At 39.7% G+C, this 16,484-nt stretch carries 16 protein-coding genes, 1 rRNA gene and 1 other annotated feature; all 17 genes read right to left on the reverse strand.

Annotation, left to right across the window (positions count from 1 at the left end):
• Window positions 1–40: 40 nt before the first annotated feature.
• The 17 genes from sigH to rrf all read right to left on the reverse strand — a co-directional run bounded on the left by sigH (window position 41) and on the right by rrf (window position 16,346).
• Window positions 41–691: an RNA polymerase sporulation sigma factor SigH gene (gene sigH, locus ACH6EI_RS25875; RefSeq protein ID WP_028412660.1), complete on the reverse strand. Its 651-nt coding sequence runs from the start codon at window positions 689–691 to the stop codon at window positions 41–43.
• A gap of 68 nt (window positions 692–759) precedes the next feature.
• Window positions 760–1,269, reverse strand: a complete 510-nt coding sequence (locus tag ACH6EI_RS25880; protein ID WP_013081364.1) for an NYN domain-containing protein — start codon at window positions 1,267–1,269, stop codon at window positions 760–762.
• A 2-nt stretch (window positions 1,270–1,271) separates the two neighbouring features.
• Window positions 1,272–2,015 (reverse strand): 23S rRNA (guanosine(2251)-2'-O)-methyltransferase RlmB, encoded by a 744-nt coding sequence (gene rlmB / locus ACH6EI_RS25885; protein ID WP_014462034.1) that lies wholly within the window; start codon window positions 2,013–2,015, stop codon window positions 1,272–1,274.
• Window positions 2,005–2,430, reverse strand: a complete 426-nt coding sequence (locus ACH6EI_RS25890) for a Mini-ribonuclease 3 (protein ID WP_013054907.1) — start codon at window positions 2,428–2,430, stop codon at window positions 2,005–2,007. The genes rlmB and ACH6EI_RS25890 overlap by 11 nt, the downstream gene beginning before the upstream one ends.
• A gap of 7 nt (window positions 2,431–2,437) precedes the next feature.
• Window positions 2,438–3,835: a cysteine--tRNA ligase gene (gene cysS, locus ACH6EI_RS25895; RefSeq protein WP_099330566.1), complete on the reverse strand. Its 1,398-nt coding sequence runs from the start codon at window positions 3,833–3,835 to the stop codon at window positions 2,438–2,440.
• Entirely contained in the window at window positions 3,825–4,481 is a 657-nt protein-coding gene (gene cysE / locus ACH6EI_RS25900) for a serine O-acetyltransferase (RefSeq protein ID WP_025753192.1), read from the reverse strand. The genes cysS and cysE overlap by 11 nt, the downstream gene beginning before the upstream one ends.
• A 72-nt stretch (window positions 4,482–4,553) precedes the next feature.
• Window positions 4,554–4,777: a binding site (T-box leader), on the reverse strand.
• A 39-nt stretch (window positions 4,778–4,816) separates the two neighbouring features.
• On the reverse strand, window positions 4,817–6,274 hold the full coding sequence (gltX, locus tag ACH6EI_RS25905; protein WP_028412658.1) for a glutamate--tRNA ligase: 1,458 nt from the start codon (window positions 6,272–6,274) through the stop codon (window positions 4,817–4,819).
• Between the two features lie 105 nt (window positions 6,275–6,379).
• The gene (gene ispF, locus ACH6EI_RS25910) at window positions 6,380–6,859 is read right to left on the reverse strand and encodes a 2-C-methyl-D-erythritol 2,4-cyclodiphosphate synthase (protein WP_013054903.1); all 480 of its coding nucleotides are present in this window, start codon (window positions 6,857–6,859) and stop codon (window positions 6,380–6,382) included.
• On the reverse strand, window positions 6,856–7,557 hold the full coding sequence (ispD, locus tag ACH6EI_RS25915; RefSeq protein WP_028412657.1) for a 2-C-methyl-D-erythritol 4-phosphate cytidylyltransferase: 702 nt from the start codon (window positions 7,555–7,557) through the stop codon (window positions 6,856–6,858). The genes ispF and ispD overlap by 4 nt, the downstream gene beginning before the upstream one ends.
• A 25-nt stretch (window positions 7,558–7,582) precedes the next feature.
• Window positions 7,583–8,680 carry a PIN/TRAM domain-containing protein gene (locus ACH6EI_RS25920; RefSeq protein ID WP_099330565.1) on the reverse strand — a complete coding sequence of 366 codons (1,098 nt, stop codon included), beginning with the start codon at window positions 8,678–8,680 and terminating at the stop codon, window positions 7,583–7,585.
• A 147-nt stretch (window positions 8,681–8,827) separates the two neighbouring features.
• Window positions 8,828–9,907 (reverse strand): DNA integrity scanning diadenylate cyclase DisA, encoded by a 1,080-nt coding sequence (gene disA, locus ACH6EI_RS25925; RefSeq protein WP_013054900.1) that lies wholly within the window; start codon window positions 9,905–9,907, stop codon window positions 8,828–8,830.
• 3 nt (window positions 9,908–9,910) lie between these two features.
• On the reverse strand, window positions 9,911–11,287 hold the full coding sequence (gene radA, locus ACH6EI_RS25930; RefSeq protein WP_013054899.1) for a DNA repair protein RadA: 1,377 nt from the start codon (window positions 11,285–11,287) through the stop codon (window positions 9,911–9,913).
• 123 nt (window positions 11,288–11,410) lie between these two features.
• Window positions 11,411–13,852, reverse strand: a complete 2,442-nt coding sequence (gene clpC / locus ACH6EI_RS25935) for an ATP-dependent protease ATP-binding subunit ClpC (protein WP_014462041.1) — start codon at window positions 13,850–13,852, stop codon at window positions 11,411–11,413.
• Between the two features lie 20 nt (window positions 13,853–13,872).
• The gene (gene mcsB, locus ACH6EI_RS25940) at window positions 13,873–14,946 is read right to left on the reverse strand and encodes a protein-arginine kinase McsB (protein ID WP_013054897.1); all 1,074 of its coding nucleotides are present in this window, start codon (window positions 14,944–14,946) and stop codon (window positions 13,873–13,875) included.
• A 3-nt stretch (window positions 14,947–14,949) separates the two neighbouring features.
• Entirely contained in the window at window positions 14,950–15,492 is a 543-nt protein-coding gene (gene mcsA / locus ACH6EI_RS25945) for a protein-arginine kinase activator protein McsA (protein ID WP_028412656.1), read from the reverse strand.
• Window positions 15,493–15,533: 41 nt separating this feature from the next.
• A complete protein-coding gene (locus ACH6EI_RS25950; protein ID WP_013054895.1) occupies window positions 15,534–15,995 on the reverse strand; it encodes a CtsR family transcriptional regulator in 462 nt (153 codons plus the stop codon).
• Between the two features lie 235 nt (window positions 15,996–16,230).
• A 5S ribosomal RNA gene (rrf, locus tag ACH6EI_RS25955) occupies window positions 16,231–16,346 on the reverse strand.
• Window positions 16,347–16,484: the final 138 nt, after the last annotated feature.

Consider the following 16,484-nt stretch of genomic DNA (forward strand, 5'->3'; position numbering starts at 1 on the left):
ATCACAGACTTTCTTAGCATGTCAATATGAGGATAGAAGGCTACATTGTGATTTCACGAATCTCGAGGTAGCGCTCTAATTTCCTCTTCACACGCTGAAGTGCATTATCGATGGATTTGACGTGGCGGTTTAACTCTTCTGAAATCTCTTGATAAGATTGACCATCTAAATAAAGAACGAGAACTTTTCGCTCAAGATCACTTAACAGTTCAGCCATCTTTAATTCAATATCATCAAACTTCTCTCGATTAATGAGCAGCTCTTCTGGATTTGCTACTTTTGTCCCCGAAATAACATCCATTAAGGTTCGGTCGGACTCTTCATCATATATTGGCTTGTCCAATGATACATAAGAGTTTAATGGAATATGTTTTTGCCTTGTTGCGGTTTTAATAGCGGTAATAATTTGCCTGGTAATGCAAAGTTCAGCAAAAGCTTTAAACGAAGTTAGCTTATCTTCTCTAAAATCTCTAATTGCCTTGTATAACCCTATCATACCTTCTTGTACAATATCTTCACGGTCTGCCCCAATTAAAAAATACGACCGCGCCTTTGCTCGCACAAAGTTTTTGTATTTATGAATCAAATACTCTAATGCGTCAATATCGCCTTTATGCACAAGATCGACAACTGTTTCATCCTCTTGTTGTTCGAAATGAGCATGCAGTTTTCTCCCATAAGTATCGCCCATATCGATCCCCCCGACCGCACAGTAGATAGAAATATTATACAGTAGCTAATTCCGTACCGTCAATAACCTCACCGCTGTCCCCGGCGCCATTTTTCGAAAATTTCGGCTACTTGATTGGAAAGTTGAATGCGTGCCGCTGGCTTTTGATTTTGAATAGACTTCACATCAAGATTAATATGTTTCTCAATTTGCTCAATTTCGTTGTACAATTCTCGAGCAGAAATTCTAAGCGCACCTTGTCCAAAGATTGCCCACTGCTCCGTAAAATCAGATGTAGCAACATGAATCTGTGTCTTTACATTGTTTAGCTCTTGAGCCAGCTTTTCAATGTACTCATCCGCTGTTTCATTTTCTCGTGTAAATACAACGTCAACCTTATGATTTTTTGCCTTCTTTTCAATTCCTTCGACCATATGAGCATCGAAGACAATAATGACACGATACCCCATATATGCTTGATACTCTGCCATCTTTTCAATTAACAGGTCTCGAGCACCCGCTAAATCATTATCTCTAAGCTTTCTTAGGTCGGGCCACGCACCTATCATGTTATAACCATCCACCAGTAGAATATCCATTTTTATTCACCTAGAGGATGGCGTTTTCGGTAAACCTCATACATGAGAAGACTAGCTGCTACAGATGCATTTAACGATGTAACATGCCCAACCATTGGAAGCTGTACAAGAAAGTCGCATTTTTCACGAATCAAACGACTCATGCCTTTTCCTTCACTTCCAATCACTAACGTAAGCGGCATACCTCCATCTAAGTTGCGGTAATCGTCACTTTCTTTCGCATCCGTTCCAACAATCCATACGCCTCGATCTTTTAATTCATCAATCGTCCTTGATAGGTTTGTTACCCTTGCTACAGGAATATGTTCAATCGCTCCTGTAGACGCCTTTGCTACAGTGGCCGTTAATCCAACTGAACGGCGCTTTGGAATAATGATACCGTGTGCGCCAACGGCATCGGCTGTTCGCATAATAGAACCTAAATTATGGGGATCTTCGAGCTCATCTAATAGAAGGAAAAACGGACTTTCATTACGTTTTTCCGCTAAGTTAAATAAATCATCTAACTCTGCATACTGATAAGCAGCAACTTGTGCAGCTACTCCTTGATGAATACCGTCTACCATTTGCTCAATTTTCTTTTTCGGTACAAACTGCACCAATACACCATTACGTTTTGCTAACTGCGTGATTTGCCCCATAGAACCGCCTTGCGATCCTTCGGCAATCCATAGTTTGTTAATGTCACGCCCAGACTTTAGGGCTTCTAGGACCGGATTACGTCCAATGATAAATTCATGTTCCATGATTCATTCCTCCCTCTCCTTCATCGACGAAAGAGATAGCTTTAGTAATAAGTTCCATCATTCTTTCTTCTTCACCTAAAAGATACAAATAGCCTACGACCGCTTCAAATGCTGTACTGTAGCGATACGTTTGCACATCTGTGTTTTTAGGGACTGTACCAGACTTTGCATTGCGTCCTCGGCGCAGTACACCTTCTTCTTCTTCAGTAAAAAAGTTTTCATTTTTAAAATAATATACGATTTGTGCTTGTGCTTTTGCTGATACATATTTTTTAGCTTTATTATGAAGCTGGTTAGGGCGCACTGTCCCTAACACCAGCAGGTGGCGGCGAACATGTAAATCAAACACCGCATCACCCATATAAGCAAGAGCTAAGCTATTTAGCTGTTTTACATCTAATTTACTGCTGCTCATAACACTATTATCCTCTTTTCCATCTTGTTCCTTGCACCGTATCTTCTAAAATAATATTTTTAGCCTTTAATTCATCTCGAATTTGATCTGCTAATTGGAAATTACGATCTTTACGAGCTTGAATACGATCTTGGATCAATTGATCAATTTCTTCGTCTAGAAGTTCAGCTTCTCCAAACGCAATGCCTATTGCAGCACCTAGTTCTTTAAACTCTTTAATAAAGGCTTCAATTACATCTGTAGACGTTGTTTGTTCTAATAAATACAAGTTAGCTTGCTTTGCTAGCTCGAACAGAACAGAAATGGCATTTGCCGTATTAAAATCATCATCCATCTCTTCAACAAAGGTTTCGCGGAGCTCTTTTAGCTTTTCGAACCATTCTGAAGCATCTTCTTGAAGATTTGTTGCTGCCTCTAGACGGTGAGTTAAGTTGCCGTAAGCTGTTTGCAGACGCTCAAACCCTTTGCGCGTATTCTCTAAAATTTCTTCGTTATAGTTAATTGGGTGACGATAGTGAACAGATAAAATAAAGAATCGAAGTAGAGAAGGATCATGCTTTTTAATAATGTCATGAACTAACACGAAATTCCCTAGTGATTTAGACATCTTTTCATTATCAATATTGATATATCCGTTATGAAGCCAGTATTTCGCAAACGATTTCCCAGTGAGCGCTTCTGATTGAGCAATTTCATTTTCGTGATGAGGGAAAGCTAAATCCTGGCCGCCTGCGTGGATATCAATTGTATCACCTAAATACTTGCGCGCCATCGCCGAGCATTCAATATGCCAGCCTGGTCTTCCTTGACCCCAAGGGCTATGCCATGCAATCTCTCCATCTTTGGTTGCTTTCCAAAGAGTAAAGTCTAATGGATCTTCTTTCTTTTCTCCAACTTCGATGCGAGCACCGGATTGCAATTCATCAATGGACTGATGTGATAATTTTCCGTATCCTTCAAATTTACGCGTACGATAGTATACGTCGCCCTCTGACTCATACGCATAGCCTTTTTTCACCAGTTCATCAATGAACTCAATAATGATATCCATATTTTCAGTTACGCGTGGATGCACATCGGCATGCTTGCATCCAAGAGCTGACGTATCTTCAAAGTAGGCATCGATAAAGCGGTTTGCGATCGTTGGAACATCTTCTCCTAACTCTTTTGCTGCCTTAATTAATTTATCATCCACATCTGTGAAGTTTGAGACATACTCCACGTCGTAGCCTCTAAATTCTAAATAGCGGCGCACCGTATCAAATACGATCGCAGGACGTGCATTTCCAATATGAATATAGTTATACACGGTCGGTCCGCACACGTACATTTTGACTTTGTTTTCTTCTAGCGGTACAAACGTCTCTTTTTGACGTGTTAACGTGTTATATAGCTTAATTGCCATGGTGAATCTTCCCTTCTTTTAATTCCTTTAATTGATTTTGCAGGTGTAAAATTTCTTTCTCTAGCTGTTTGAAACGCTCTGCATCTGGATCTGGCAAATCTTGATGATTCAAATCTTTTGGAATCCGGACGCCATTTTGAATGACGACTCGGCCAGGGATACCAACAACCGTTGAGTTTTCTGGGACGTCATTTAACACAACTGAGCCTGCTCCAATTTTGGAGTGCGCATGAATCGTAATCGATCCTAGCACTTTAGCACCTGTTGCAATTAAGACATTGTCTTCAATCGTCGGGTGACGCTTTCCTTTTTCTTTCCCTGTTCCTCCGAGTGTTACTCCTTGATATACTGTTACATTATCTCCAATTTCGCACGTTTCCCCAATAACAATTCCCATTCCGTGGTCAATAAAAAAGCGGCGGCCAATTTTCGCACCCGGATGAATTTCAATCCCTGTGAAGAATCGGCTAATTTGTGAGATTACACGTGCCAGAAAAAACCACTTTCTTTTAAAAAGCCCGTGAGCGAATCTATGTGCCCAAATAGCATGCAACCCTGAATAGGTTAATATCACTTCAATATAACTTCTTGCTGCAGGATCTTGTTCAAATATGGCCTCAATGTCTTCCTTTAACAACTTTAGCATCATCTCACCCCAATTCCGCTATTCCTCTATCTACTCATTGATTGTATAAAAAAACGCCCCTATGTCAAATGACACAGAGACGTATATACGCGGTTCCACTCTGTTTGGATCAACAAACAATCCCAACTCTTCTCTCATAACGTGAAAGTACCCGCTTTTGCCTACTTACTTAGTAGCATTCAACAAAAGACTCAAAGGCGCACTTCAACAAGTTTTGTCATAGGTTACTTTCAGCCGGTGATAACCCTCTCTGATATGCAATGAACTTGCCTACTCTTCCTTCTCAACGATATCCATATTTGATTATTTTATCATATGGGCAAAATAGAAATTTGTTAACTATAAATGCTTTCTAGACGAGCTAAAACTGTTTCTTTTCCTAAAAGAGAAATAGCTTTTGGAAGCTCGGGACCGTGTGTTTCGCCTGTTGTTGCTACACGAATTGGCATAAATAGTTTTTTACCTTTTTGACCTGTTGCTTTTTGTACAGCCTTTGTTGCTGCCTTAATTTCATCAGCGCTGAATTCTTCTAAAGAAGAAATCTCTTCAGCAAATGCTTTTAACACTTCCGGTACTTGTTCTTCAGCAAGTACTGCTTTTGCTTCTTCACTGTAATCAATTTCTTTCTTAAAGAACATTTCAGTAAGTTCAACAATCTCAGCGCCAAAGCTCATTTGTTCTTGGTATAGAGCGACTAAGTCACGTACCCATTGTTCTGTTTCTGCATCGCGCGTTTCTTCAACTTTTCCAGCTTTCACTAAGTGAGGAACTGATAAAGCTACTACCTCATCTAAATCCAATTGTTTCATGTATTGGTTGTTCATCCAACGTAATTTGCTTGTATCAAATAGTGCTGGAGATTTTGATAAACGAGCTGGGTCAAAAATTTCAATAAACTGTTCTTTAGAGAAAATTTCTTCTTCCCCCACAGGTGACCAGCCAAGCATTGTAATAAAATTAAATAGTGCTTCTGGCAAGTAGCCTAATTCTTTATATTGCTCGATAAACTGAATGATTGACTCATCACGTTTACTTAGCTTGCGACGATTTTCATTTACGATTAACGTCATATGACCAAATACAGGAGGCGTCCAACCTAAAGCTTCATACACAAGAATTTGCTTCGGTGTATTGGAAATATGGTCATCTCCGCGTAGAACATGTGTCATCTTCATTAGATAATCATCAATGGCTACAGCGTAGTTATATGTTGGTGTACCGTCTTTTTTCACAATAACGAAATCACCAATGCCTTCAGACTCAAACGATACTTCATCTTTGACAATATCATTCCACTTAATTTCTGTGTTACTAGGAACACGGAAGCGAATGCTCGGCTCACGGCCTTCTGCTTCTAGTTCAGCACGCTGTTCAGCTGTTAAGTTACGGCACTTACCTGAATAGCGCGGCATTTGACTGTTCGCCTGCTGTTCTTCACGCTCTTTTTCAAGCTCTTCTGACGTACAGTAACAGTGATAAGCTAATCCTTTTTCAAGAAGTTCTTCCGTATATTTTTGATAGATTTCCGTACGTTCAGACTGGCGGTAAGGACCGTACTCCCCGCCTACGTCGATACTTTCATCCCATTCAATACCTAACCATTTTAAATAGCGCAGCTGACTTTCTTCGCCGCCTTCGATATTACGCTTTTGATCTGTATCTTCAATACGGATAATAAATTTACCGTTTTGATTTCGTGCAAATAAATAATTAAATAGTGCTGTTCTTGCATTCCCTATATGAAGATGTCCAGTTGGACTCGGGGCATAACGAACTCTTACTTCGCTTGACATAACTAAGATGACCTCCAATTTAATATTACTTATAGTATGTATTTATATGTTTTAGACATGTTCTAATTTTATCACCAAATAGGTATCTGTCAAAGTCAACTGTTTTTATTTTTGATAAACTAAAACGGCTGCTTGGGCAGCGATTCCTTCTTCACGTCCCGTAAAACCTAACTTTTCTGTTGTTGTTGCCTTGACGTTAATTTGAGAAATGCTTGCTTCTAACAGCTGCGCAATACGCTCTCTCATTGGTTCAATGTAAGGAGCCATTTTAGGTTTTTGCGCGATAATCGTGCAATCTACATTGCTTAATTCATAACCTTCATCTTTTAGTAGTTTCCATACGTGTTGAAGAAGCTTTGCTGAATCAGCATCTTTAAATTCAGGGTCTGTATCCGGAAAATGCTTTCCGATATCTCCTTTAGCCGCCGCTCCTAATAAGGCATCTGCGATTGTATGTAATAGCACATCTGCATCTGAGTGGCCTAATAATCCTTTTTCATACGGAATTTCTAAACCGCCGATGATTAAAGGTCTTCCTTCTGCAAATTCATGTACGTCGAAACCTTGTCCTACTCGAATGTTCATTTTTCCACTCCTTCAGTCCTGTTTAGCTTTGTTAATATAGCTTCTGCATATAACAAATCTTCTGGTGTTGTTAGTTTTATATTATCGTAATTTCCCTCTACAATCGATACTTTTTGTCCTGCTTTTTCTACTAAGCTTGCATCATCGGTGCCTAAGTATTCATTTGTTTTTGCTTTTTCGTGTGCATCCATTACTACATCAAAAAGAAAAGCCTGCGGCGTTTGAATAGCCCACAAGCTAGAGCGCTCAACTGTTTCAATGACAGTCCCCTGTTCCACACGCTTAATTGTGTCTTTTACTGGAACAGCCAGTACAGCAGCCTTATCACTAGCAGCTTTTTCTACTAACTCATGGATTGTGTTTTGTTGAACAAATGGTCGAGCGCCATCATGAATTAATACCATCTGAGCCTGCTTTAGACTTTTAAGGCCGTTATAAACGCTATGTTGACGTTCATCGCCTCCAACTGTCAATGATTGAACCTTTTGAATTGGATATTCAGTTAATAACTCTTCAAAAATCGCTACTTCTTTTTCGTTTACAACTAGTACAATTCCACTGCACCAAGGATCTTGTTCGAATTTTTGCAGCGTATGAATGATAAGCGGAACGTTTTGAATAGTTAAAAATTGTTTGTTCCGCCCCGCTTTCATTCGCTTCCCCTGCCCTGCAGCTAAAACGATAATTTCATACTTCATAGGTATACTCCCTTTACCTGTTACGTCACAGTGCTTTTTCTAATAACTTGGGTTTCGCAAAAATCATACGGCCTGCTGAGGTTTGGAGTACGCTCGTCACCAGTACATCAATTTGCTTTCCAATGTAATTTCTTCCTTCTTCTACCACGATCATTGTACCGTCATCAAGATAGGCAATACCTTGATTATGCTCTTTACCGTCTTTTATAACCAACACATTCATTTCTTCTCCCGGAAGCACAATTGGCTTAACGGCATTTGCTAAGTCATTAATATTTAAGACGCCGACATTTTGAAGTTCACATACTTTATTTAAATTAAAGTCGTTTGTAACGACCAACCCAGAAGTCAGCTTTGCCAATTTGACCAGCTTACTGTCCACTTCTTGAATGTCTTCGAAATCGCCTTCATAAATTTCTACCTTCATTGCCAGTTCCTTTTGAATACGGTTTAGAATATCTAGACCTCGTCTACCTCTGTTTCGTTTTAGAACATCCGACGAATCAGCAATATGCTGAAGTTCCTCAAGCACAAAGCGCGGAATAACAATCGTTCCGTCTAAAAATCCTGTTTGACAAATATCTGCGATACGACCGTCAATAATAACGCTTGTATCTAAAATTTTAAGAGACTTTAGTGATTCTTCATTATCTCCTTCTTCTTCTTGCCCTTTTTTCTTCCCAATTCGAGATGGCATGGAAAACACGTTCACAAGCTCATCACGTTTTTTAAACCCGACTTGAAACCCTAAGTAACCTAAAAGAATACTTAGAAAGATTGGTAAAATGGTACTTACTACTTGAAGTTGAATTCTGCCTAAAAAAGCTCCGACCAAGTAGGCTACAATAAGCCCTAAAATCAATCCTAAGCTACCAAAAAGTACATCCGTTACAGGCGCCTTCAGCAACGCCTCTTCCACTCGGCGAATTAATTCAACTATATAATCAACAATCCAAAACGTGACAAGGAAAAACAAAATAGCTCCCAGTATTGCATCGACGTAAGGTTTTTCTAGAAATGCTACATCTTGCAGATTTAATAATTGAATAAGTTCAGGTATAAAAAAGACGCCCAATGTACCACCTGTAATAATAAAAAATAACTGTACAAAACGTTTTAACACGCCTTCACCTCCCTTTATCATTATAAACAGTTTACAATGATTGAAACCTGTTATTTAACCAAAAAACAGAATTTGTAAACAAACTGTCACTTTTTTTGTATTTTCACAATATCTTAATGAATCAAACATTTAATGTCAATTAATATCCTATAGCTGACGGTTTGTAAGATGCTGCTCTTTTAGTCTTTTTAGGCCTTCTCTAATTTTCCGTGCTCGAATTTCACCGATGCCTTCTACCTCATCCAATTCTTCTACCGACGCATCTGCTATCGTTTTTAAATCCCCTAATTCATCAATGAGATTTTCAATAATAATCGATGGAAGTCTTGGAATTTTATGAAGCATTCGATACCCTCTAGGAATAACGCTGTCTTCAAAGCTTGTATACATAGGATATCCCATTAAGCGAAGGAGCGTTTGGTCATCGAGAAGAACATTATTTGACGGCTGCTGCATGCGTTCAATCACTCGGTAAGGGTCAAAGCTGAGGTCATACATATAATCTTTGATTAATAAAGTTGCTTCTTCCTCTAAGTGAGAAAGCAGTTCATTCATTTGGAGACGAATTAGCCTTCCTTCTGTTCCTAACTCGCTAATATAGCTCAAAATTTCATTTTTAATACGCAAAACCATTTCTGTACGATGAAGCGACTGCAGCACATCTGTATGAGTTACTTGCTCTTCAAACTCTAATGCACTGAGACTTGTAATCGATTCATCTAATACCGCCTTGTACTTTTCAAGGGTTCCAAGCGCTTGATTCGCTTTTGCTAAAATAACGCTAATGTCTTTCAATACATACTGCAGAGACCCTTTGTAAAGCGTAATCACATTCCGTCTTTGTGAAATGGCTATCACCAATACACCTGACTGCTTAGCTACGCGCTCCGCTGTACGGTGACGCATTCCTGTCTGTGAAGAAGGGGTAGAGGGATCTGGCATGAGCTGAGCATTAGCAAACAATATCTTGCTTCCGCTGTCGTTTAAAATAAGCGCTCCATCCATTTTGGCTAACTCGTATAAATGCGCAGGTGTAAATGCACAATTAATCGAAAATCCTCCATCTACCATCTTTTTGACTTGTTCATTGTAGCCCATAACAATTAAGCCGCCCGTCTTTGCCCGCAAGACGTTATCGATACCGTCACGAATAGGGGTTCCTGGTGCTACAAACTGCAGAATTTCTGATATTTGTTTTTGACTAACTGTTGTTTTTTCTCCTTCCACTGCTTATCCTCCTAATGTATATTGCAGAGCCTCCGCTACTGTTGATACCCCAATCACATCAATACCATCTGGGACTTTCCATCCTCCTAAATTTTTCTCCGGAATAATAATTCGTTGGAACCCTAATTTTACCGCTTCTTGAACGCGCTGTTCAATTCTAGACACTCGGCGTACTTCGCCTGTTAATCCTACCTCTCCTACAATAACATCTGTAGCGCTAGAAGCAGCATCTCTGAAGCTTGAAGCAATGCTAACGGCTACAGCTAAATCGATTGCTGGTTCATCTAATTTCACTCCACCTGCTACTTTTAAATAAGCATCTTGATTCTGCAGCAGCATTCCTACACGCTTTTCTAAGACAGCCATGATAAGCGAAACGCGATTATGATCTACTCCTGTCGCCATTCTTCTAGGGTTTCCAAAGCTCGTTGGACTGATTAGCGCCTGCAGCTCTACTAATACGGGTCTTGTCCCTTCCATTGAAGCGACAACAACCGAACCTGCTGCTCCCTGAGACCGTTCTTCTAGAAAGATTTCAGATGGATTCAATACTTCTTCTAGCCCACTTTCTTTCATTTCAAAAATGCCCATTTCATTTGTAGATCCAAATCGGTTCTTAACCGCTCTTAATATACGATACGTATGATGGCGCTCTCCTTCAAAATAAAGAACCGTATCTACCATATGTTCAAGAAGTCTTGGACCCGCAATGGCCCCTTCTTTCGTTACATGACCCACAATAAAGATGGCAATGCCATTCGTTTTAGCAACACGCATTAGTTCAGCCGTACACTCTCGCACCTGTGAGACGCTTCCTGGCGCTGATGTCACATCAGCATGGTAAATGGTTTGAATTGAATCAATCACCACAAAATCAGGCTGCATGCTTGAGATGGCCTCTAGTATTAATTCTAAGTTTGTTTCTGCGTGAACATAAAGCTCTTCAGCTTTTACACCTAGCCTGTCCGCTCTTAACTTCGTTTGTTTGGTTGATTCCTCTCCCGAAATATATAGTACTTTATTTTGTTTCATTGCTAACTGCGCGGAGGTTTGCAAAAGTAAAGTAGACTTTCCGATACCCGGATCTCCCCCTATTAAAACGAGTGACCCTCTGACAATACCGCCTCCTAATACACGGTTTAACTCTGCAGAAGGTGTAAAAATCCGTGGTTCTGTTGTAGATTCAATCGCTGTAATTGACTGAGGTTTTTGAACTTTAGAAGCAGTAGCTCCGGAAAAAGCTCCTCGGCGTGATGATTTCGTTTCTTCCATTTCTTCCACCATCGAATTCCAGCTTCCGCATCCAGGACATTTCCCCATCCATTTTGCGGATTCATATCCGCAATGCTGACATGCAAATTTTGTTTTTCGTTTCGCCATTATGTTATCAATCTCTCCGTTCATTCAATCGATTTCTATCTCTATTGTACACTATTTCCTAAGCTAAAATAAAAAGGGAGGCATACGTGTTTTTTCGTATGCCTCGTCTTGGTTTGAGTAAATTTAGCTGATGCTGCTTGGAGCGGAGGATTTAACAACAAATTCTCCTTTGTCTACATCTAGCGTCACTTTCTGACCTTTTTGAACAACCCCTTTTAGCAGCTCTTCAGATAAACGGTCTTCAATATGTTTTTGAATTGCTCTACGAAGTGGACGAGCGCCGTATTCTGGGTCAAAACCTTCCTCTGCAATCTTATCAATTGCTTCTTTTGTTAATTCAAGATCAATTTCTTGCTCTTTTAAGCGTTTTGTTAACTGGTCCGCCATTAATTTAACGATTTCAGCTAAGTGAGGTTTCTCCAATGAATGGAAGACGATAATTTCATCGATACGGTTTAGGAACTCCGGACGGAATGCGCGCTTCATTTCCGCCATTACTTTTCCTTTCATATCTTTGTAGTCTTGGCCTTCTGCTTCTACTGTGAACCCTAAGTGCTTGCTCCGTTTTAATGTGTCCGCACCTACGTTTGATGTCATAATTAAAATCGTATTACGGAAATCAACTGTACGGCCTTTTGAATCTGTTAAGCGTCCATCTTCTAACACTTGTAATAAAATGTTAAATACATCCGGATGTGCTTTTTCAATTTCGTCTAAAAGAACAACTGAGTAAGGTTTTCTTCTTACTTTTTCCGTTAACTGGCCGCCTTCTTCGTATCCAACATATCCTGGAGGTGAACCTACTAAGCGTGAAGTAGAATGTTTCTCCATGTACTCAGACATATCGATACGAATCATTGCGTCTTCGTCGCCAAAGATTGACTCCGCTAATGCGCGTGCAAGCTCTGTTTTACCAACCCCTGTTGGTCCTAAGAAAATGAATGAACCAATTGGGCGTTTTGGATCTTTCAAGCCTGCTCTAGCACGGCGCACAGCTTTTGCAACTGCTTTTACCGCTTCTTCTTGCCCAATTACACGAGAGTGAAGAATCTCTTCCATGTTTAGCAGTCTTTCTGTCTCTTCCTGTGCCAGTTTAGAGACCGGTACACCCGTCCAGCTAGATACCACCATCGCAATATCTTCTACGGTTACAGCTGAGTTTTCTTTACCTTGCTGCTCTTTCCAAATTTTCTTTGTGTCTTCTAATTCTTCGCGTAGGCGTTGTTCTGTGTCGCGTAAAGATGCTGCTTTTTCAAATTCTTGACTTTGAACAGACGCATCTTTTTCATTGCGTACTGATTCTAATTTTTGCTCTAATTCCTTTAAATTTGGCGGCGTTGTAAATGAACGTAAACGCACTTTTGAACCAGCTTCATCAATTAAATCGATTGCTTTATCCGGTAAGAAACGATCTGAAATGTAGCGATCTGATAGTTTCACCGCTTGCTCGATTGCCTCATCAGAAATAGATACTCGGTGATGCGCTTCATAACGGTCACGAAGCCCTTTTAAGATTTGAATAGACTCTTCCAACGTTGGTTCATCCACTTGAATTGGCTGGAAGCGACGCTCTAACGCTGCATCTTTTTCAATATATTTTCTGTATTCATCTAAAGTCGTAGCACCGATACACTGAAGTTCTCCACGAGCAAGAGACGGTTTTAAAATATTAGAAGCATCGATAGCACCTTCTGCACCACCAGCGCCAATTAATGTGTGTAACTCATCGATAAAGAGAATGATATTACCTGCTTGACGAATTTCATCCATTACTTTCTTCAGGCGATCTTCAAATTCTCCGCGATATTTTGTACCAGCCACGACCGTTCCCATATCCAAAGTCATAACGCGTTTGTCACGTAAAATTTCTGGAACTTCATTGTTGACGATTTGCTGAGCCAAACCTTCAGCGATTGCCGTTTTACCGACACCTGGCTCCCCAATTAATACAGGATTGTTTTTTGTACGTCGGCTTAACACTTCAATAACACGCTGAATTTCTTTCCCACGTCCGATAACAGGGTCTAAGCTTCCTTCGCGCGCTACAACTGTTAAATCGCGTGCTAAGCTGTCTAGCGTAGGTGTATTGGCATTTGAAGAACCTCCGCCTTGATGGCTTGAAGCAGCTTCATTGCTACCTAATAAATGAAGTACTTGCTGACGAGCTTTATTTAGGCTGACACCTAGATTATTTAAAACGCGTGCTGCAACGCCTTCACCTTCACGAATTAAGCCTAGTAAGATATGTTCTGTTCCTACGTAAGAATGACCAAGCTTTCGGGCTTCATCCATTGAAAGTTCAATGACTTTTTTCGCTCGAGGTGTATAATGAATGGTCTGCGTTAATTCTTGGCCTCTGCCAATTAATGCTTCCACTTCTTTTTGAATTTTTTCAGTGCTTAGGCCTAGAGCAGAAAGAGCTTTTGCTGCAATTCCTTCACCTTCACGAACGATACCTAATAAAATGTGCTCCGTTCCAATGTTGTTGTGACCTAGGCGTAGTGCCTCTTCCTGTGCTAAAGCTAATACTTTTTGTGCGCGCTCTGTAAATCTACCAAACATCATATAATCGTCACCCTCCACGTTTAATTTGTGTTTTTATTTATAGTGAGACGTTCTCGAATTAAGGTGGCTCTTTTAATGTCACGTTCCTGAGGCTTTAGGGGCCCTCCCGAATACTTTTGTAAAAAGCCTGGCTGCGTCATAATGATAAGTTCATTCAATATATTTTGACTCAGTCCTTTTATATACCCTAAATCGATTCCTAATCGAACATCTGATAAACATTGTGAAGCTTCTTTGGACTCAATAATACGGCTATTGGCCAATACTCCATATGAACGATACACTCGATCTTCTAACTCTACATGAGATGTTTTAAACAGTGCGTCTCTTGCAGAGTGCTCTTGTGTAATTAACTGCTGTACGACACTATTTAAATCTGCCACAATATCTTCTTCAGATTTCCCTAAGGTTATCTGATTAGAAATTTGAAAGATATTCCCTAAAGCTTCGCTACCTTCTCCATAAATTCCTCTCACCACTAAGCCAAGCTGGTTAATAGCGGGAATAATACGATGAATTTGACGGGTCATCACTAAAGCCGGCAGATGCATCATCACAGATGCACGTAGCCCAGTACCCACATTTGTGGGACAGCTGGTTAAATACCCTCTATTTTCATCAAACGCATAATCTACGTATTTCTCAATCCAATTATCTACTTTATTCGCTGTGCTTAAAGCTTCAGATAATTGAAGGCCTGGAAATAAACATTGTATGCGTAAATGATCTTCTTCATTAACCATAATACTCAAATCTTCTTTTTCTGATAAAAAACAAGCTCCGTTGTTGTCTCCTTCAGCCAAGTTAGGACTGATAAGATGTTTTTCAACCAACACTTGCTTTTGAAGAGGCTGTAATTCGTTCATCTTTAGTAAATGCAAATTCCACTGATTGGTGTTCTCGCTTTTTTGAAAAACTTGCTCAAATACTCGAACCACTTCAACTGCTTGTTCTTTAGAAAAGAGAGTTGGAAAAAGATAATGAGTTAAATTTCGAGCCAGCCTGATTCGACTGCTTAGCACAATATCTGAATTCGAAGCTTCTTGACGCATCCAAGAGCTAACAGGCTGGGAAAAGAACAAATCCTGGGACATGAATTACGCTTCCTCCTCTCTCGATTCGTTCATCTTCTTTTCTAGTAATCGAATGTGATCTCGGAGTTCGGCTGCTTTCTCAAACTCCTCTTTTTCGATATACTCTTTTAAGTTCAATCTTAATGCCTGTAATTCCTTTTTTAAATGAAGATTACTTGCAATTCTTGCTGGTATTTTTCCATGATGTAGATAATTACCTCCATGCAGCCTCTTCAAGAAAGGAATAAGAGGTCGCTCAAATGTTTTGTAGCAATCTGCACATCCAAACCTGCCGATTTTAGCAAATTTTTGATATGTCATGCCACAAGTAGGACAAGAAAGAACGTCCTGACTTTGTTTCTTATAATTTTCAGTTACTGCTGGGTCTAGGTTAAGTAGGCCAGCTAGTAAGTTATTGATTGAAAAACCTTGCTGATTTGAAAAAGAAAATGCATCTCCATTTTCTGAAGCGCATTGTTCACATACGTGCATCTCCGTCTTTTCACCATTAATAATTTTTGTGAAGTGAAGAGTTGCAGGTCTCGTTTCACATTGCTGACAAATCATCCTGTCATCACTCCCTGTTCTAAATAAAATAGATCATGAGCTTATCGGTAGCGTAATGAATTAAGCATTGCTTTTAAAAGATTGGCTCTTAGCTCATCACGATAAGGAAGTTCAATATTAATAACTGAACGATTGATAACGCTCAACATGATTTTTGCTTCTCGTTCTGTGATGACTTTTTCTTCAACTAACCTAATAATGACATTTTCAGCACTTACTTGTGAAATTTCATTTTGAATCATCTCAATCACTTGCTGAAACAAATCCGCTGCATCATGCATTTTTACTTTTGCAATACGAATAAATCCGCCGCCGCCTCGCTTACTTTCTACAAGATAACCTCTCTCAACCGTAAAGCGGGTATTGATAACGTAATTAATTTGCGACGGAACGCATTGAAATTTATCAGCAATCTCACTGCGCCTTATTTCAACAATTTCTCTTTCACTTAATTCAAGTACTTGTTTTAAATACTGTTCGATAATGTCAGAGATATTTGGCACGCTGCCCCCTCCTTCTGACTTTGACTATATTTGACCTTAATTTAAATATAAAAGGAAACGAAAAAATTTTCAACTATGTACTATTAAAGTTTATTCTTTACTTTTATCGTTGCCACTAAAATTTATTTCAAAACCTGCAAATCGCGAATTTTATTGTTCTTACTATACTTTTTCATAAAACAAATAAATTGTAAACAAAAAAGGACTAGCTAAAATAGCTAGTCCTTTTTCAGGTGCCTGGCAACGTCCTACTCTCACAGGGACAAAGTCCCAACTACCATTGGCGCTAAAGAGCTTAACTTCCGTGTTCGGTATGGGAACGGGTGTGACCTCTTCGCTATCGCCACCAGACAAGAGATTGCTCTCTCAAAACTAGGTAACAGTTTGCTGAGTAAAGCTTACGCTTTTAAAAGTTTGGTTAAGTCCTCGATCGATTAGTATCAGTCAGCTACACATGTCGCCACGCTTCCACCTCTGACCTATCAACCT

It is taken from the genome of Priestia sp. JSM ZJ58 (genome assembly GCF_044383985.1).
Lineage (GTDB): Bacteria > Bacillota > Bacilli > Bacillales > Bacillaceae_H > Priestia > Priestia zanthoxyli.